This is a genomic window from Ferruginibacter sp. (assembly GCF_028288465.1).
GTDB lineage: Bacteria > Bacteroidota > Bacteroidia > Chitinophagales > Chitinophagaceae > Ferruginibacter.
The window spans coordinates 124,384-142,449 of sequence record NZ_JAQBNR010000050.1 but is presented as its reverse complement, the minus strand read 5'-3'; the positions used below and the strand labels follow the sequence as shown (position 1 = coordinate 142,449).

Below are 18,066 nucleotides of genomic sequence, written 5' to 3'. Positions count from 1 at the left end.
CTGAAGGTTTCGGATAAAAGCTTATAACGTTCCGGTTTGGCGGTAAAAAAAAGCAAGGGATGAGTGCTTATATTTTTTTGAGTTTCAGTCCCGGCGAATTTCACAGGGCAGTTTTATTATTTGTTGCGCTTGCTGTGAAAACTCAGCTGTGGTCATAAGAATTACTGGTCGTCATCATCTTCCGGATTTTCTATAGCCTCGTCAGGTATTTCAAATAATCCTTCAATAAATTGCTGATTAACTTTGTAAGGTATTTTCTCGTCATTCACAATTTCAGGAAAGCTCATCGCGAATCCAATTGCTGGAACTTCTGGGTGCCCACCAAAACCCAATGGATCCAAAACATAAATTATAAGTAGTGCATTTTTTGATCCCCGAAATTTTCTTATATATTTTCCTGCAGGCAAACGCGAATCTGTAGGGTGCGTTTTAGCTTCTATTGCTGTAGCCTCTTTTGCTTTTATATATCGCATGTCAGATTCGTCCATATCCAAATATTCATGGGGAGGGCTAATAATATGTGATTTCCTTATGAGATATTTTTTATGATCAGTAATTGTATTTCCGAAAGCATCCTTTTCTTCGACTTCTTTTCGAAAAGTGTATCCTACATTAAGTGTTGAATGAGAGGCTTTCAAGGTGTAAAAGTCTTTTGCATTAGAATTATGAATCAACACCACTGTCCAATTGCTTAAATTCCCATTTTTTAACTGTTGCATAATATATCCTCGTAAAAAGTCCGGATGGATACTACGCTGATGTATTTTATAATTTGCTATAAAACTATCAATACTATTATATTTTACCCCTTCCCAAATAAATTTTTGTCCTTGTCGGACCAAGTCTGAATTTGGACCAAGATTTTCAATAAAATTGTTTAGTGCCAATAGATTGTTATTCAAACTATCCGCTGATTTTGATAAAATATATGTTTCTTGAAGGTCTCCAGAAAAACTTAAATTCAAATCGGTTGCGCCTTTGATTTTTGCGGCGGAAGAAATCATTAACATACCAGGGGCAGATCTTACTTTTAATCCGAAATTTTTTGGGGTGCGATCAGCAAGATCCATAATATCAAACTGTTCTTTTAGCTCATCGGTTGCATTGGCTATATACTGATACCAAGTAATTAATTCCTTTGTAGTAAATAATCTGCACAAATCCACATACCCAGGTCGATACCCAAACCATCTACCCATTTGCAGTAAAGTGTCATAGAATCGAGTGGCCCTCAAGAAATAACTGATAGAAAGTCCCTCCAAGGTTAATCCTCTGGACAATTTGTTGCCGCCTATTGCAATTACAGATAGGCCGTTTTTATAATCTTTATAATTTAAAGCTTGGGTATTCAAGTATTTCAATCCTTTTTTTGCACCATGCACAGCTCTTACTTCGATTTTTTCAACCGCTTTTACTAAACAAAACTGAATTTCATTCCAATTATGTTCAATAATTCGTGGGTCATCATAACCAACTTGACTAATTATTGAGGCAGTCCTTGGTTTGAACTCTTTTTCCCAGATTGATTTTAAATTTAAAAATGTAGAATCATCTTGGCTTTTTATTTTCTTTTTTAGTTCGACTGTAAATTCATTAACCAACCAAGCAATTTGATCTAGCCATTTTACATACCAAGAAGCGTGAATCAACATTGAATTATGTTCCTTTTCTTGACCACGGGCTGACCTTACTGCACATGCCAAGAAAAAACATTTGATCGCATCTTTTAGGCTTAAAGGAATTTCATTTGGCAAAGGGCCGTTTTTTTTATGCCCTTTGGGAATCGAAGGTTCATAATCGTTAACGATATTTATCATGGGCATATCGCCATTAACATAACTATCTGATAATTTTAGTTTAGTATCAAAAACTTTTGAATAGCCAATATAATTTGATGGTGATGGGATGTTAATAATAAAATCTCTTGGAAATAGATCTTCGCCTAACCGAAATCTTTTTCTGTCAATTAAAATTTCGTGCCCGGATGTTTCATTATGATCAGAAATAAAAACATTTGCAAACGGCGTAGCGGTATATCCGATGAATGCACTCTGTTCAAATAAGGCGAGTATTGCCCGTATACTTCCATTGATCTTTGAGACAAAGTCATTGTCGACATTAAGAGATGCATAGTCTGCTTCATCGTCGATTACCAACAGGGGTCTATTTTTTATAATTTTATATTCTCCATCATTTTCGCCTCGAGCATGTAACCAATTTAAAAGCGTCTTTAAAACCGTTGGATTTTTTTTGACAACAATAGCGTAGTAATCATTTGTATTAATTGGCAAATTTGGCAAATTCGATTTTCTTAAATCGCCTGCGTCTCCCGCTCTTGTTATTGGATGAACTGGTAAGTTTTTAGGTGTTCTATAATTCTCAACACCAATTGGTTTGCCGACATCTTGATTGTTTAGATCAGATATAGCACCAATGAATCCCTCATCAATTCTCTCTTGTGTTTGTTGTCTAAGATTTTCATATAACCCTGTGAGAACTATTATGATTCTAAAACCCAAATCAGCAGCTTTATTAATTAGGCCAACGTAGTTACTTGTCTTGCCAGATTGAACATCTCCTACAATCATTCCTCTTTTATCCCATACACCACTTTTTGATGGGTCACCAAGGCGGCTCAGTATGTCATCTGTTAACTGGTCTAGTTTTTTTATTGTCGTACTAGCAAAATTTTTTTTGTCTAGATAGATTTTGTATGCCTTCCAAAAACTCCAAGGTAGTTTCTGCCTTCTTTCTGCAATCCAAGATCTGTCAACTATAACAGATTCGAAAATTTGATAATCAGGATTTAAGACTAGGTTTTTATTTTCTAGAGATACTTCTAATGCAATTCGGTTAAGCAGTTTTTCGATAGTCTCTTTTCCGAAAAAGTTTTCAACTGCTGCAATTGAGGCATTGATCGCCCTGGATACATCGCTCGGCTCTAAGCTTTCACTATCAAGAAAGCTTTGTGCAAGTGCCACCGCTCTAGATTTGATATTTTCACGTTGATTAATTTCAACACTAATGCTATCCAATTCATTTTTTACTTCTATTGGAGGATTTCCGTCGTTAGCTTCACGTAGCAAAAATTTTGCTTCGTCGAAATGGTCTAAATTTAAAGCAAAATGTATTGCACTTTTATATAATAGTGATCTTGTGGGTTCTATTTGCTGCTCTTCGATCAGGACTCTTGCCGCTGCCTTTTCATAATTAAGAGCTCTTTGAATAAACTTCCAAAAATTATAATACTCACCCCTTCTTTTTGCAAAAAAGGCCATCTCAGCTAAATCCATCGCTTCTTCATGCCATATCGTCACTTTTTTGTTATTCATCTTATAGCAGTTAAGGATTTGGGATTACTAAATTCAACAATAACTGCGCAAGCTGAAATATTTAATTCATCTGATTTTTTAGTTTGTTCCAATTTTTGCTTTAACCTAGCATTGATTTCCGGATCGGTGCCTTTTAAATCTCCACTTACTTCTACTCGTAATTTGTTTTGAAAAGGATATCCTTCGTCTTCAAATCCAAACCAATAATCAAATCCGGTTCCTTTCCAAGATCTAATAACTTTCCATCCGGTTTGATTATTTATAATTGCCACAGCAATTCCCATCGCTCCAAATTGCGCAGCTTCTTCCAAATCCGCAAAACTATTTAAGGCTAATTGATTGACTTCGCAACGTGAAAGATTGTATATCTCAGCTAGATAACCTTCCACTTTAAAGAGAATACTCAATCCATGATTGTGAGATTGTAAACATATTGATGCAGCCTCTGCAAGAAAGCCTCCATTTCGAACTGATAATCCCGTAGAGATACCATCTTCTAGAATACTTAAGTTTAATTGCTTCATTTAGGGTTTAGGTGAAATACATAAATTTTTTATAATAGAAGTCATCACTGGTGGACAAACGCCGTTTCCCATAAGTTTTATTTTCTCTCTTCTCGTAACTCCTATATCGAGGCTATAATTATTGCCAAATCCCATTGCTAATTTTAATTCTTCAGGTTGTAACATTCGCATAATATGACCTTTCTTTGAGGGCTTTACCAAAGCAAAGCGATCAAGGGTCGTAATAGTTCTTAAAGGATCTTCTATGCTTTGCCATCCACTACCTGTTCCATAATAAACCATTATAAATGGCTCCTTTGCACCTAACTCGTCTATCGCATTTTCAGCTCGTGCCAATGTGTTCAAGGCTCTTCCTTCCTGAAAAAGTGGTGTGAATTTATATTTGTCGCTCCAATCAATTATTGTTGATGCCGCATTTAGTTCTGCACCTTCTTGTTTATCATTCATTGTAGTTTCACCTGATAAGGAACAAAGTAGAAATAATCTTTTCCTGGCTTGCGCAACACCAAAATCAGCCGAGTTTAATTCAATCTCTTTTACAAAATATTCTAAATCCCAAAGTTCTTTCAGCAGTCTAGAGTGGCCACTCCATGATTGCATTTCCTTAACATTTTCAATAACTATCCATTTAGGTGAAAATGCTTTTGCATAGCGGGTTACTTCGAATGCAGTTTCTTTACTTGCTTCATCACGCAACTTGGCTCCTTTTGCCAGTGAATGGTTAGTGCATTCAGGAGATGCTAGCATCAAATCAATTTTACCCAATTCCTTTTTTACAACTACAGGGTCAAGATTTCTTAAATCTCCTTCAAAAGTTCTTGCTTCAGGGAAATTAGCTCCGTAGGCTTTAATCGCAGTACTCCATAAATCAAAGCCGGCAACAATATTAGCTCCAGCATTTCTTGCGCCGTAACTGCTGCCGCCTGCGCCGCAAAAGAGATCTATGGTTCTAAGGTCTTCACTAACTTCATTTTTTCTCATATAATGTTTCGCCTTCTTTTAGTGCTTTTAAGGTTTTTGGTACATACCATGCGTTCATAGTTTTATCCCACTGTCTTACGTTTAAAAATTGCTCCCATGAAAATCTATGCAACTTGTGAAGTTCATAATCATCATCAATCTGAATTACCAGAAGAAATTCAAATAACTGTTTGCCATTATTATCAGGATCAGGATATATTGTTCCGGTCTTAGAACCATCCTTAATAGTTTTGATTGAATAGCGGTCGCCATTTCTCGATAACGCATCAACGCTTTTTGTTCCTATAGGCGCTCTTTGTAAATTGGTAAGGCCAGGTGTGTTTTTAAAAAATGTAATAGCGATCGTCTCGCCAATTTCTCCTACATTAAATTTTACGCCCCTCGTCTTGAATTCTTTATCCAATTGAATTCGGAGGGAGATAAGTTCATCTTCGCTTTTCTGACGCAAATCGATTTTGACTGCAGGAATAAATTTCGCTGGTTTTGGCAAAGTGTTTTTGGGTTTAAGAGGTCATGCCTTTAAAAAAATCTTCAAAGGAACTATCAAGTGCTTTAATAATTTTTTCCAGGTTGATTATTGAAACGTTGCGTTTACCATTCTCAACTTCATTGAGATATGTTTTATCAACTTCTGCCTTAAATGAGAGTTTTTCCTGTGTCAGATCAATTTTTAATCTGAGTTCTTTGAGGCGTCTGCCCACTCTCACTCTGATATCATCCATCCATGCAAGCTATTTCTTATTCGACTATAAGTCAATCGGATATAAGTGAACTTTTTGTCGAGAAAGATTGGAGGGCAAATGAGATTAACTGGCAGATGGAGGTGAAGTGAGAAAAAATCAGGATCGAATTAATGTGGATATTTAGGAGGGTTCAATCAAAGTTTCGGTTAAGTTATTTAATGTTTTTTGAACTGTGGTTGCTTTGAGTTCACATTCCCAAATGGTAATTACTATATAGCCCAGTTGCTTTAAAGAAGCAATGGCTTTATCGTCATTGGAGATATTGTTATTTATTTTTTCCAGCCACCAGTCTGTTCTGGTTTTGGGCACAACATAATACCGGCAGTTTTCATGGCCATGCCAGAAGCAACCGTGTACAAAAATTACGGTGTTGTATTTTGGTAAAACAATATCTGGTTTGCCGGGGAGTTTTTTATCGTGCAGGCGGTAACGGTAGCCATTGGCGTGTAAAAACCTGCGCACCAGCATTTCGGGCTTTGTGTTTTTGCCCTTGATCATGCTCATGTTGTAGCTACGGGTTGCTTTGTTGTGTACATCGGCCATGGTGCAAATTTACAACTGCTTGTTTACAACGTTGGCCAAAGCTCCACAATGGTATGCCGTACAAGGGAGTGACACAACGATGCCGCCCAAAGCTTCCTCCGCCGGTAACAAAAATAAAAACCCAGTTCCGGGGAAGTGGGCCATTATTAATTAATCTATTATCAATTTTCCATTAATCTTGTCAGCAAGCTTTTAATGAAAGTTATTTAACCAGGTTCTCCGATAAAATCCTGTCAATGTCAGTTGGTTTCAGCCCGTGGAATAGGTTAACTATTTCAGGCAAAAAGCTTTTAAAAGTAGGGTATAGTGTACGGTTGTTTTCATATTCCGTTATTTTATTTTCGAGCAAGGGCAGCAAAATAAATTTGAATTGAGTTACATGCAGCTTTCTTACACGCTGCTCTTCTTGATCGTCGCCCATCGATCTTGCAATCCTTATTTCACCTAACCTTACCAGGTGTTCAATCAAACAGGTTTCCCACCTGTCTATGTAAGATGGTTCAAGCGCCTTTACCAGCGTTGGTGTGAACAAGGCAGTATCTTTTAACAGTTCAGGCAGCAGGCTTGTCACAACAGGATTAACAAAAGAATGCCCCAGCTCGTGCACTGTCAAAAACCTGGTGACTTCTGCATTATCAAAACCGAATTGTTTATACTCTTTCAATGAATGGAGCAGCGGCAACTGTACACTCGAACTGAAAACCATGGCAGAGACTTTTCCTTTCGGACTGATGAGCATGGGGCCGAATGCACGGTAATTATCATCTCCGGGTGTTATAGGCATGCCAGGCATCAGGTATAATTCATAACCGGCAAACTGCTGTCCATACCATTTTTCCATATAAGGAATGGCAGCAGCATTTATGTGCTTCCTGGCTTCTGCAATAGCTCCTTTATAAAAAAATTTGTTCCGTTTAAGAAAGCTGTCTACATGCGCCTGCCGGTAAAAGGAAGCAAGGCTGTCGGCCAATTCTATTCCCAGCACTTTGGCACCGGGATAAAGTTGTTCATTAAACATCGCCAGGTTAGCAGGCACCGGCCACCTGAAACCTTTTTTTGGAAACTGGTTCCTGTAAAGCAGGTATTCCAGTTGTTGTGCATTATCATGCTGTATATCCCGCAGCTGCTTTAAAATAGCGGCGATTCTGAGTATTACCGGTTTATCCTTCCACGGTGCAAATTCTTTTAAACCGAAATAAACAATGGGCTGATGCGTAAACTGAATGTTACTGTAGCTGAACACATAATTACCGATGTGCTCTACTGCCAGTTTCTCTGCAATAAAATAAGTTTCAATATTGGTGTTGACTGCAAGGGTAACTTTTGCAGAAAGTTTTTCACTGATTTGAGCAAAAGAAAGGGCATTTACCATTACGATGAAAACGCCTGCAATAAATAACTTTTTAAACATATTTTCAAGACGCTTCTACCTGCTGAATTGTTACAGGAAAGTACACATTTAATTTTATGGTTTTGGCATGTATGCTATATCTATTTCCCAGTCTCTGCGCCGGTGATGAGCTTTGCAATTTTTACTAAGCGCAGGCCAACTGATCATTCACTGCAGCAATTGCAACACGTTGGTTTTTATAAAAAGAAAGGAAAGCCTGCACGTTGGTTCATGGCTCGTGCGCCAACTCCGCTTCGGTAAAAGTTCCATATAGGTGTACAGTACAAGAGTGCGACGCCACCGCAGCCAAATAATTATTCTACCGCCTGGCCCAAAATATTTTTTACCAGTGCAGTCAATGTGTTTTCAACCAGGGCGGGTTTTAGCTGGCACTCCCAAATGGTAATTACATTATAACCGAGTTGTTGTAAAGCAGCAATGGCTTTATGGTCGTTGGCGATGTTGTTGTTTATTTTTTGCAGCCACCAGTCGGTTCGGGTTTTGGGTACCACATAATATTTGCAATATTTGCAGTGGGTAGCCATGCCAAAAACAGCCATGTACAAAAATAACCGTACGGTATTTGGGTAATACCAGGTCGGGCTTTCCTTGCAACTTTTTAGCGTGCAGCAGGTAGCGAAAGCCGCGGGCATGCAAAAACCGCCGCACCAGCATCTCCGGTTGGGTGTTTTTACTTTTTATACGGCTCATGTTGTAGCTCCGGGTGGTTGGGTTATGCACGTCCATTACGCAAAGGTAGCACCCGCAGCCGGGCTAACCTGCAGGCGGGAAGGACGATGTTACGCTTACCCGGCTGCAGGCCCGCCGCCGGCAACATCCGCGAATGGATGACCGCCTGTTGCCACCAATGCGCCGGCACCAGCACACTGCCACTGGTTGGCTGAGGCCGTATTTCGTTCGTATAACACCTGCCCGCATTTATCCACACCATGTGGAGTTTTAATTTATACCGAATGCTTGCATTTTTAATTATAACGCCCTACCTTATCGAAAGTTTTAACAACCCTGCTGTAAACTGTTGTTCTATCCTGCTTCCCTCTGTTGCTGCCATTTTATTTGTTTTATCCTAAAAATTTTTAAACATGAAAAAATTATTTTTTTTCGCAGGCATCGCATTGGCTGCAGGTTGCAGCGCACCCGCCAGCAAAGAAGCTGAAACGGAAAAGAAGGACAGCATGGCTACTGCTGCTACAGCTGTTACTACCGCCCCGGCCGCTACTGTAACAGACTATCCCTACACGCTGGCCAAGCCCTGGCAAAACTGGCAGGCCGGCGACCCGCAGCTGGCGGTGACAGCACTAAAAGCGCTGAGGGGTTTTGAAACCGGCGATATAGCCGCCAGTATGGCCAACTTTGCCGATAGTGTGGAACTGCGGTTTGATTATATGCATGCCAAACTAAGCAAAGACAGCCTGGCAAAATTTTTTACCAGCGAGCGGGCAAAATATGGTACCATTAATATTGAAATGCAGGACTGGGAACCGGTGACAAGCGCTGATAAAAAAGAAAGCTGGGTAACGATGTGGTACAAGCAAAAATGGACCGACAAGAAAGGCAAGGCAGACTCACTGAACGTGATTGATGATTGCAAAATGGAGAATGGCAAAGTAGCCATCATCGACGAAAAAATACAACACTTTGCGGTGTCAAAAAAATAGACGGTTCCTGATGATCAACCAACGCCTTGTGCACCAATGCACAAGGCATTTTTTGTATTCCTTTTATTAAAACCAAGCAACCAAACAACCTTACAGTGAAAAAAATAATTAAAACCATCAGCATACTGCTTGTCGTGATAGTGCTCATCATTATTGGCATAGCGGGTTATGTAAAACTGGCTTTACCCAATGTTGGTGCAGCACCCATTGTTACCGTTCCTAAAACGGCCGCCCAGGTGGCAAGGGGCGAATACCTGGCCAACCATGTTACCATTTGTATCGACTGCCATTCTACCAGGGACTGGTCAAGGTTTTCGGGTCCGCCGCTGGAGGGTACCAAAGGAAAGGGCGGAGAATTATTTGACCAGAAATTTGGTTTCCCGGGTGCATTTTATTCTAAGAATATCACACCGGCAGGCATCAGCCGGTACACGGATGGAGAACTTTTCAGGGTGATTACAACCGGTGTAACGAAGGAAGGAAAAGCCTTGTTCCCGGTTATGCCGTATCATTACTACGGCCGCATGGATGCAGAAGATATTTACAGCATCATCGCCTATATACGCAGCCTGCAACCTATCCGGAATGAAGTGCCGGCTTCGTCGCCTGATTTTCCGATGGGCATTATCATCAATACCATGCCTTCAAAAGCAAGCCTTAGCAAAATGCCGCCCGAAACAGATGTGGTGAATTACGGAAAATACCTGGTGAATGCGGCCGCCTGTATGGAATGCCATACCCAATTTGAAAAAGGTAAGCTGGTGGCAGGCACCGAGTTCGGCGGCGGCAGGGTTTTTCCTTTCCCCGACGGCAGTATTGTGCGCTCGGGTAATATCAGCCCCGATAAAGCAACGGGCACAGGCTCCTGGAGCGAATCTACCTTCTTAACGCTGTTCCGTTCCCGTTCTGATTCTGCAACCTTAACCAAAAAATTGCAGCCGGGCGAGTTTAATTCCATCATGCCCTGGACCATGTATGGTAAAATGAAAGAAGAAGACCTGAAAGCCATTTTTGCCTACCTGAGAACGGTGAAGCCCATCAATAATAAAGTGGTAAAATTTACACCGGGCACGGCGAAAATGTAATGGATGTTGATTTTTAAATATTGTTCAGGCAGTACGTTGTGCTGCTTTTTTATTGTTTAATGGCGTGGGTTTGGCAACAGCGATTTCCAAAAGTAAGAGTAATAACCCCGAAAACCCGCTGCTGAAAAGGGGCATCTGCCGCAGGCGTTTACTCCTGCATTGCATCCTGCTTTGCAGTACAGGCATTCGCCGGTTACTTCCCCGGGATTGCGTCAAGGGTTTTGCAACACGCATGTTGAATGAAACATCAATGGAGTAAGCTGCATAGGGCGCTACAGGTTAACGAAACATCACTACATTTCCCTTGATCATCGCGGCAGACTGTCCTGCAAACTGGTACGAGCACTGCCAGATGAAGGAAGAAGTGGGCAAAACCGCTCCCTTAAATTTTCCATCCCAACTTTTTTGGGGATCGGTGGTACTAAACACAAGTACCCCGAAACGGCTGAATATCTGCAACCGGAAACTGAGCAGGTTACCATGAACAATGGCTTTAAAAACATCATTCCTGCTATCGCCGTTGGGCGTAAAGGCGGTCGGTATAAAAACCCCGGCAACACAGTCTTTTTGAAAGATATAGATGCTATCGGTACCTGCGCAGCCATTCGCATCTTTTACAGTAAGGGTGTATAAACCTGGGGCGGTGATTGTGATTGCAGGTTGTATTCCGCCGGCAGACCAGAGGTACGAAGTAAAGCTGCCCACCGCACTTACAGTCATTTTTTCGTACTGGCAAATACTGTCTGTAGCTTTTAAAAAGCCGGCTGGTAACGGGATGATATTTTTTACAATGACAGTATCTGCGGCGGTGCAGGCATGTGCATCGGTAACACCAACGCGGTAAGTACCGGTAGTGGTGATATTGTAATACCTGCCTGTACTGCCATCCTGCCAAAGGTAGCGGTTAAAAATGCCTGCATCCAGCTGCTGCCGGCTACCCTGGCATAAATTAAAATCATTGCCGAGTGAGGGCTTTGGCAAAGCATACAACCGCACCTGCAGGGTATCTTTTGCCTTGCAGCCGTTCACATCCGTTGCGATAAGGGAATAGCTTCCCGCCTGCTTAACAATAACCGTTTCTGTAACAGCACCGTTGCCCCAGCTGTATTGCTGATACCCTGCCCCGGCATGCAACACAATTGAATCCCCTGTACAGAAACTGGTATCATTCCCCAGCGAAACCGGTCTTGCTGTTTTAACGGACAGTGCCAATGTATCGTAGGCTTTGCAACCATCAATGGTGGTTGCAATGGCAGTTATAGTCATATCCTGAAGCGGGTTAATTGTAACGGCGGCACCTTGCCCGTTCACCACCGGTGTGGGTTTCCAGGCATACTGTTTAAAGCCAGCCGTAGCTGCCAGGCGCAACGTGTCGCCTTTGCAAATACTGGTATCTCGGCCTATGTTAAACACGGGTACATTTACCTGTTGTACAATGATGGTGTCCTTATAAACATCGCCGCAAACATTGTCAACGGTTACAGCATACATGCCCGGCTTTGTTACAGTAAAAATAGAATCGACCGATCCATCCTGCCACAGGTAGCTGTTAAAACCACTGCCGGCATTCAGTTGTATGCTGCTCACTTTGCAGAGGGCGGTATCATTGCCCAGGCTGAAAATACCCGGCGATTGTTGCACCTGCACCAACATACTATCGGTAAAGAAACTGCAGCCAGCATTGAGCTTGAGCTTTATCCAGGTGCTGCCCTGTTTCTTAAATGTAATTGTTGCAGTGGTGTCATTAATCGTTTGCAACATTGCAAAAGCAGTATCATAAAACCATACCGGTTTAATGGTACAACCTGTATTTCGGCGGGCTGTATAAGTATAGGGCTGGTTGAGCTTACAAAGTTTATTGGTGCCTGTTAGTTTAATTGAAGTGCAGGTAGGTTTACTGCTGCATAGCAATGCTGAAATTTGGGGGCCGTAGGTATCGGGTACAAAATCGAGCGGGATATTAATTTGTGTAAAAGGACTAATATTAATTTCACTGAAATCAACGGTTTTTGTTTGCAGGTCAATCTCTTTTATTACAGGGACAATTCGTCGGTACGCACAGGTGCCTATCAAACCATTGGCATCATATTTTTTTAATAAAGGGTCATAGTAAGCGCCGTTTGCACCACCGTAGGAATAATTACCGGCAATGTAAATATTACCTTCTTCACTCACGCCCATGCCTGCGGGATAAATAAAAAATTCTACATCATGTTCATTTGCATATTCCAGTGTTAACGCTGTATCTGCCTTTACCAGCACATCTTTCCATCCGGTGCTGCTATACCAGGAATATAATGCATACAACTTGCCGGATTTTACGGTGCCCGTTCTTAAAGAAGAGCTTTCCTCAAAATACAACATTTTTACCGGCATGGCCATTGTGTCAACTAACCCTGTTACCAGTTGGCCCTGGGCATTGTTACCGGCATAAAATACACGGTCTCCATCAAATTGAACAACCTTGTTGTAAATTAGCCCCCCGCTGTTGTTTTGATAATTATACGCATTCAGCATCTGGCCGGTTGCTTTATCAAGTCGCAAAGAGAAGCTGCCGTTACCACTACCTTCCAACACCATAATCATTGAAGTGTTGGTGATGGTAGCATTTGTCTCAATTACATTATGGGCGTCTATTTCATACAATTTTAGCCATAAGGGATTACCTGCTGCATCCATTTTATATGCGATTACTTTGGCCTTTTCAAAATAACCGGGTGTAGAACCGAAAAAATAAAAATTTCCTTCCTTATCGATTGTGATTGAACTGGCGAAAACAGCGCCAAAAAAATAATAATCTGAAAAGGCTTTCACCGACCTGCTCCATATTACCTGCAGATTATCGTCTATTAGTGTAAAAGTAAAACATGGAATAGTATCAGCCCGGGACTGGGAGTAATAGACGATCATCAGGTGCTGGTCATCTACCTGCTTAGAATAAATGGGAGCAGATAAGCCCCTGTCATACACACTTACCCCCTTAATAAAATTTCCCTTTTCATCAAATGATTTAATACCATAAGCAATTTCATTCTGATCCCCCAATGCACGGTTGTATCTTCCGGTTACCATAATATGTTTGTTGCCCCGCATTAAATGGTAGCTGGAAAACGCGTCTACATAACTGTTGGATCTGAATGTTTTAAAATAAGTAGATAGACAGGTGTCTTCAACCGGTGGAGCAGGGCAGTAAGGCTGGTTGCAATCAAAAGTGCTGGTTAATGTAACAAGGTTTGGTATGATATTGCCAGTTTGCATTAAGGGTAAAATGTCATTGACATTGCTACTTAACGTTGTGTTTTTAACAACCAGGCTTTCAGTATAGTTGATTGCAATATTTTGGGAAATGCATCCTGCTAATACACCGATACTATCTGTTTTAACTAAAATACATTCACCGGATGCAGTTGTATTTAGGGCAAACAAATACCCTCCGTCATTTAATGACCGGGTTATACCTGCAATGGTTGATCCTGCGGGCATAGTATAGGTTACCGCATGTTCGGGGGCTATTTGGTAATCAGCAAAATGGCGGATCAATAAGAGTTTGCCTGTGGCAGGAAAGGAGAAGCCCATGGCATCTCCGGCGTTATCTTGTGCGGTTGAAATACCAAAGTCAATTGTTTCAGGAAGGGTGTAGGTATGCACTGTTTCGGTTTCTATTGCATTGTACATGATTTGCCTGCTCAGCATAAACTGGCCGGTATTGATTTTGGTGATGCCGGTAGAAATAACCCTTCCATTAAAAGAGGTAACCTTGCCTGTTTTATTTTCTGAAGTTCCATCTCCAAGCGAAGTGGAATTAAGCAGATTGCCCGAAGTCTCCTCAATTGTAAATAACCGTACCTGCTTTTTTCCAGTGTTTGTACAGTTGGCCGAAAGTGTTTGTTCAAATAAATTATGGCCGATGCCCGCCAGGTTATCCAGCCCTGTTAGGGGTAATTCTTTATTCCAAATTACAGCCCCTGTACTATTCAGCAAACAATAAGTTACGCCATTGTTTACCTGTGCAGCTACATAAATTTTGTTTTCAGGTAAAACATCCAGCGCTGTACCAACGGGGCCGTTTACGTCCATGGTCTTCAGCCAGCTCACAGAAAGGTCACTATTCAGCAAAGCAACAAACACCTTATCGGTAGCTTCATGCACAATGCCCGCCATCGCCACCTGGCCATTAAACATGGTTTTGATATTAAAGATGGTGGTTGGCTTGCTATTGATCCTTACCTGTTTTTGAGCAATGACTGCACCAGCGTTAGACATTATACAAAGCAATCCTTCCTGCTCAGTATTGACGAGCGTTACATTTCCTGCCAGTAAAAAATTGCCATCCGTCATCGTTTGAATTTCCTGCAGTTTTATTTTCTTACCGGCATCTGCGGTAAGGTGCATCTTAAAAGTAGTGGTATTGCAGGTGGCTGTAATGCCAAGGGTTCTGTTTGCCTGCTTATCCATTTTAGCAGGTATCATCGCAGGCCTGGCATGTTTAACGAACGAATCAGTAAAAGTGGAAAAAGGAATTTGTCTTTGGATACTATTTTTTACAGGCTGTTTAACCTGTGCTTTACCAGTAACGGCCACAGCCATACAACAGGCGAAGCAAAACAAGGACCTCAAGGCAAAACGGTAAGCAACAGGTAGGGTCATAAGCAGCTATAAACTAGGGTACTTGAACAATGGTACTGTAATATCCAGAAAATAGCTGGATTGGGAAAATTAATCTGGCAACCCCGGGAAAACAGTTTACCTATCTGCTGATCTTCCTGACGCCTTTCGACTTTGTATCCGCCACAGCAAAATGCGCAATGGATGGAACGGCACTTGCCTGCAAAATGTTCAACCTTATTTTTGAAGCAGTACAATATTCGGGCAATAAAATAATACGGCAGGCACCAATGGTATCGCCCATATGGACCGTGCTCCAGGCTCCGTTATTAAATACTTCAATTGAAAATTGCTGCACAAAAAATTTACGGATGGTACTGAAGCCATCCGTCAGGCTGCTGTCCTGTGATTGTTCAAATATAGTGATGCGGTTAAAGCGGCTGCCGGGTTTTAAATCCATTTCCAGCGAGGCCCTGGTATCACCAGCGGTCCACCAGGTCTCCAAGCTAAAATCATTTGCTTTTGCCGGAGCAAATTGTTTATCAGGCGAACTGTTGGTGGCAGTGATGGGAATATTAAATGCCATGTTCTGATAGCCTGATGGCAATGGCGCTTTGCCATTGCGGATGCCAAGCCTGTCAGCCAGCGACAAAATCGTGTTGCGTTCATGCGCTCTTATTTTTCCATCCTGCCCCGGTGGAACATTTAAGATGATGATGTTGTTGTGCGCCGTTGTCCAGTAAAATAATTCTTCCAGTTCATCCACGCCGCGTGCGGGCATCATAGCCTTTTTCTGAAACCAGTTCCAGCGATCAGAGAGGCAAAGCGTATGCTCCAGGATCAGGTATTTATTTTCCTTATTGCGACTGTATATTTTCGGGTCGTCCCATCTCGCCAGGTTGGGATCTTTTGTTCTGAAATCAACCGGGTAAAAACGGATGGGGTCACCCGCCTGCATATCAACCGGCAACTGAATTTTATCAATCTTTTCCCGCGTGCCGATGGTATGGTTAACCGTTACCAGGCAATTGGGCTGCAGCTTTTTAATGTGTGCATATACTTCAGGTATTTTCCAGTCATCATCTTTTTTTGCCCAGCCGCCGTCAAACCATACCTCGCAAATGGGGCCGTACTTTGTAAGCAGTTCCGTAAGCTGGTGCTTCATGTACTGAACATACACTTCCGGGTCAGGGTTGTTGTGCGTGGCCTCATGCCGGTCCCACAGCGAATAGTACAGGCCCAGTTCAATACCATATTTTTTACAGGCTTTGGCGACCGCACCCACCAGATCTGTTGTAACAGGAGACGAAGCCACATCGTAGTTAGTGTATTGACTGTTCCACAAACAAAAGCCATCATGGTGTTTTGTAACCAGTATCACATACCTGAAACCTGCTTCCTTAGCCGTTTTTATCCACTGGTCGCAATCGGGCTGTGTTGGGTTGTACGACGATACGGGCAGGCTGCCATCCGACCATTCTGTTTCATTAAACGTGTTAATGCCAAAATGAATAAACATACCATACCCTCTTTTAACCTGCGTGAGCTGTAAGGCGGAAGGTTTAATTTGTGCGGCTGCGCTGCCGGTTATTACAAGCAAAAAAAGCAACATCAGCGTATTGTTGAACAAGGCAGATTTCATTATAGCAGTTGTGTTTTTGAAACTTGAAATGTAAACTGCTTTAAAGATAAGGCTTGTAAGTTAAAGCCCATCCCAACCCCGCTCCATATGGCAGGTAAAATAGATCATTCAACAACAATTATTAATTGTAATGCGACTTGATTTTAGTCTGCAGACAAATAATTTTTTTGAACAACGCCCTGCTTAAATTTGCTCACAAACAGGATATGAAAAAATTGATCACGTTTCTTTTTATTGTGATTGCGGGCCACAGTGCCGCTCAGAAAAAAGCTGTATTTATAATTGCAGACGGCATACCTGCCGATGTAATTGAAAATGCTGCTGCACCGAACATACAACGCATTGCGAAGGCAGGCACGTACACGAGGGCGCATGTAGGCGGCGATAAAGACACCTACAGCCAAACCCCCACGATATCTGCTGTTGGCTACAACAGCTTGCTTACCGGCACCTGGGTCAATAAACATAATGTGTGGGACAATGACATTAAAGAGCCCAACTACCACTACCCAACTATTTTTACTTTGTTCAAAGCGCAATATCCTGCCAAAAAAATTGGTGTGTACAGCACCTGGCTGGATAACCGGACAAAGCTGGTCGGTGAAGGCATGGCGGCAACAGGCAACGTAAAAGTGGATTATGTTGCAGACGGATTTGAACTCGACACCATTCATTTTCCGCATGATGATAAATCTGCCTACCTGCACAACATTGATGAAAAAGTAGCCGCAGCCGCAGCGCAATCCATACAACAAAACGCACCCGACCTTTCCTGGGTGTATCTTGAATACACGGATGATATGGGGCATATGTATGGCGATAGTCCGCAACAGCTGGACGCCATCGAAAAGCTCGATAAACAGGTAGCTAAAATCTGGCAAGCCATTCAATACAGGCAACAACATTTTCATGAAGACTGGCTCATCATCATTACCACCGATCATGGCCGGGAGGAAATCAGCGGCCACAACCATGGGGGACAGACACCAAGGCAACGCACCACCTGGATGGTTAGCAACAAACGCTTTAACAATTATGCACAGGTAAGCAATCCCGGTATTGTAGATATTATGCCGGCACTGGCCGATTTTTTAAAAGTAAAAATTCCGGGCAGCATTCAACGGGAAGTAGATGGCATCTCCCTGCTTGGCAAAGTATCTGTAGCGCTGCCGCAATTGAATTACTTTCAAAACAAAATGGACATCAGCTGGCAGGTATTTGATACCGGAGGCACGGCAAAAATCTGGATCAGTACTACCAATCATTTTAAAGACGGAGGCCAGGATGCTTACCAGTTACTGGCAGAAGTGCCCGTAACCCAACGGCACGCCACCATCAACATCAGCCGCATGCCCGCCGATTTTTATAAAATTGTTATTGAAGGAAAATACAATACCGTTAACCGTTGGTACGTAAAGACGGCGAATTAAAAGCAAACAATATTGTGTGGTAATCAGCTGTTGACTGATACATGGATTTTTGCCTTCATCAGGCACTTGAATTTACCGGCGTACCTGCAGATTTTGCTCTTTAAATATCGAT

General features: G+C 42.0%; 15 protein-coding genes. 3 read left to right on the top strand and 12 right to left on the bottom strand.

Annotated features, from left to right (window positions below):
- Positions 1-161: 161 nt before the first annotated feature.
- The 10 genes from JWR61_RS19215 to JWR61_RS19175 form a co-directional block, all read right to left on the bottom strand.
- The gene (locus JWR61_RS19215; protein ID WP_301929348.1) at positions 162-3,332 is read right to left on the bottom strand and encodes a Z1 domain-containing protein; all 3,171 of its coding nucleotides are present in this window, start codon (positions 3,330-3,332) and stop codon (positions 162-164) included.
- Complete coding sequence (locus JWR61_RS19210; protein ID WP_301929347.1) at positions 3,329-3,856, bottom strand: hypothetical protein; 528 nt, start codon at positions 3,854-3,856, stop codon at positions 3,329-3,331. The genes JWR61_RS19215 and JWR61_RS19210 overlap by 4 nt, the downstream gene beginning before the upstream one ends.
- Positions 3,857-4,837 (bottom strand): DNA cytosine methyltransferase, encoded by a 981-nt coding sequence (locus tag JWR61_RS19205; RefSeq protein ID WP_301929346.1) that lies wholly within the window; start codon positions 4,835-4,837, stop codon positions 3,857-3,859. It lies immediately after the preceding gene.
- Complete coding sequence (locus JWR61_RS19200; protein WP_301929345.1) at positions 4,824-5,327, bottom strand: hypothetical protein; 504 nt, start codon at positions 5,325-5,327, stop codon at positions 4,824-4,826. Before JWR61_RS19200 ends, JWR61_RS19205 begins: the two co-directional genes overlap by 14 nt.
- A gap of 13 nt (positions 5,328-5,340) precedes the next feature.
- Positions 5,341-5,559, bottom strand: coding sequence for a helix-turn-helix domain-containing protein (locus JWR61_RS19195; RefSeq protein ID WP_301929344.1), 219 nt, complete (start codon positions 5,557-5,559; stop codon positions 5,341-5,343).
- 141 nt (positions 5,560-5,700) lie between these two features.
- Positions 5,701-6,123 carry a very short patch repair endonuclease gene (locus tag JWR61_RS19190; protein ID WP_301929343.1) on the bottom strand — a complete coding sequence of 141 codons (423 nt, stop codon included), beginning with the start codon at positions 6,121-6,123 and terminating at the stop codon, positions 5,701-5,703.
- 202 nt (positions 6,124-6,325) lie between these two features.
- Positions 6,326-7,534, bottom strand: coding sequence for a DUF4932 domain-containing protein (locus JWR61_RS19185; protein ID WP_301929342.1), 1,209 nt, complete (start codon positions 7,532-7,534; stop codon positions 6,326-6,328).
- Positions 7,535-7,827: 293 nt separating this feature from the next.
- On the bottom strand, positions 7,828-8,025 hold the full coding sequence (locus JWR61_RS19180; RefSeq protein ID WP_301929341.1) for a hypothetical protein: 198 nt from the start codon (positions 8,023-8,025) through the stop codon (positions 7,828-7,830).
- The gene (locus JWR61_RS28310; RefSeq protein WP_367881816.1) at positions 7,958-8,224 is read right to left on the bottom strand and encodes a hypothetical protein; all 267 of its coding nucleotides are present in this window, start codon (positions 8,222-8,224) and stop codon (positions 7,958-7,960) included. The genes JWR61_RS19180 and JWR61_RS28310 overlap by 68 nt, the downstream gene beginning before the upstream one ends.
- A 95-nt stretch (positions 8,225-8,319) precedes the next feature.
- On the bottom strand, positions 8,320-8,460 hold the full coding sequence (locus tag JWR61_RS19175) for a hypothetical protein (RefSeq protein ID WP_301929340.1): 141 nt from the start codon (positions 8,458-8,460) through the stop codon (positions 8,320-8,322).
- A gap of 156 nt (positions 8,461-8,616) precedes the next feature.
- On the opposite strand from JWR61_RS19175, the gene JWR61_RS19170 reads away from it, so the two are divergent.
- Positions 8,617-9,192: a hypothetical protein gene (locus JWR61_RS19170; protein ID WP_301929339.1), complete on the top strand. Its 576-nt coding sequence runs from the start codon at positions 8,617-8,619 to the stop codon at positions 9,190-9,192.
- A gap of 95 nt (positions 9,193-9,287) precedes the next feature.
- Complete coding sequence (locus JWR61_RS19165) at positions 9,288-10,277, top strand: c-type cytochrome (RefSeq protein WP_301929338.1); 990 nt, start codon at positions 9,288-9,290, stop codon at positions 10,275-10,277.
- Between the two features lie 279 nt (positions 10,278-10,556).
- On the opposite strand, the gene JWR61_RS19160 is transcribed toward JWR61_RS19165, so the two are convergent.
- On the bottom strand, positions 10,557-14,924 hold the full coding sequence (locus JWR61_RS19160; RefSeq protein WP_301929337.1) for a T9SS type B sorting domain-containing protein: 4,368 nt from the start codon (positions 14,922-14,924) through the stop codon (positions 10,557-10,559).
- A gap of 100 nt (positions 14,925-15,024) precedes the next feature.
- Entirely contained in the window at positions 15,025-16,524 is a 1,500-nt protein-coding gene (locus JWR61_RS19155) for an alpha-L-fucosidase (protein WP_301929336.1), read from the bottom strand.
- 206 nt (positions 16,525-16,730) lie between these two features.
- Between JWR61_RS19155 and JWR61_RS19150 the strand changes: the two genes are divergently transcribed.
- On the top strand, positions 16,731-17,954 hold the full coding sequence (locus JWR61_RS19150; protein WP_301929335.1) for an alkaline phosphatase family protein: 1,224 nt from the start codon (positions 16,731-16,733) through the stop codon (positions 17,952-17,954).
- Positions 17,955-18,066 lie beyond the last annotated feature (112 nt).

Bases quoted from the DNA above. Each gene is read 5' to 3' on its own strand.
- JWR61_RS19215 (WP_301929348.1), bottom strand. From the start codon at position 3,332: ATGAATAACAAAAAAGTGACGATATGGCATGAAGAAGCGATGGATTTA.
- JWR61_RS19210 (WP_301929347.1), bottom strand. From the start codon at position 3,856: ATGAAGCAATTAAACTTAAGTATTCTAGAAGATGGTATCTCTACGGGA.
- JWR61_RS19205 (WP_301929346.1), bottom strand. From the start codon at position 4,837: ATGAGAAAAAATGAAGTTAGTGAAGACCTTAGAACCATAGATCTCTTT.
- JWR61_RS19195 (WP_301929344.1), bottom strand. From the start codon at position 5,559: ATGGATGATATCAGAGTGAGAGTGGGCAGACGCCTCAAAGAACTCAGA.
- JWR61_RS19190 (WP_301929343.1), bottom strand. From the start codon at position 6,123: ATGGCCGATGTACACAACAAAGCAACCCGTAGCTACAACATGAGCATG.
- JWR61_RS19185 (WP_301929342.1), bottom strand. From the start codon at position 7,534: ATGTTTAAAAAGTTATTTATTGCAGGCGTTTTCATCGTAATGGTAAAT.
- JWR61_RS28310 (WP_367881816.1), bottom strand. From the start codon at position 8,224: ATGAGCCGTATAAAAAGTAAAAACACCCAACCGGAGATGCTGGTGCGG.
- JWR61_RS19170 (WP_301929339.1), top strand. From the start codon at position 8,617: ATGAAAAAATTATTTTTTTTCGCAGGCATCGCATTGGCTGCAGGTTGC.
- JWR61_RS19160 (WP_301929337.1), bottom strand. From the start codon at position 14,924: ATGACCCTACCTGTTGCTTACCGTTTTGCCTTGAGGTCCTTGTTTTGC.
- JWR61_RS19155 (WP_301929336.1), bottom strand. From the start codon at position 16,524: ATGAAATCTGCCTTGTTCAACAATACGCTGATGTTGCTTTTTTTGCTT.
- JWR61_RS19150 (WP_301929335.1), top strand. From the start codon at position 16,731: ATGAAAAAATTGATCACGTTTCTTTTTATTGTGATTGCGGGCCACAGT.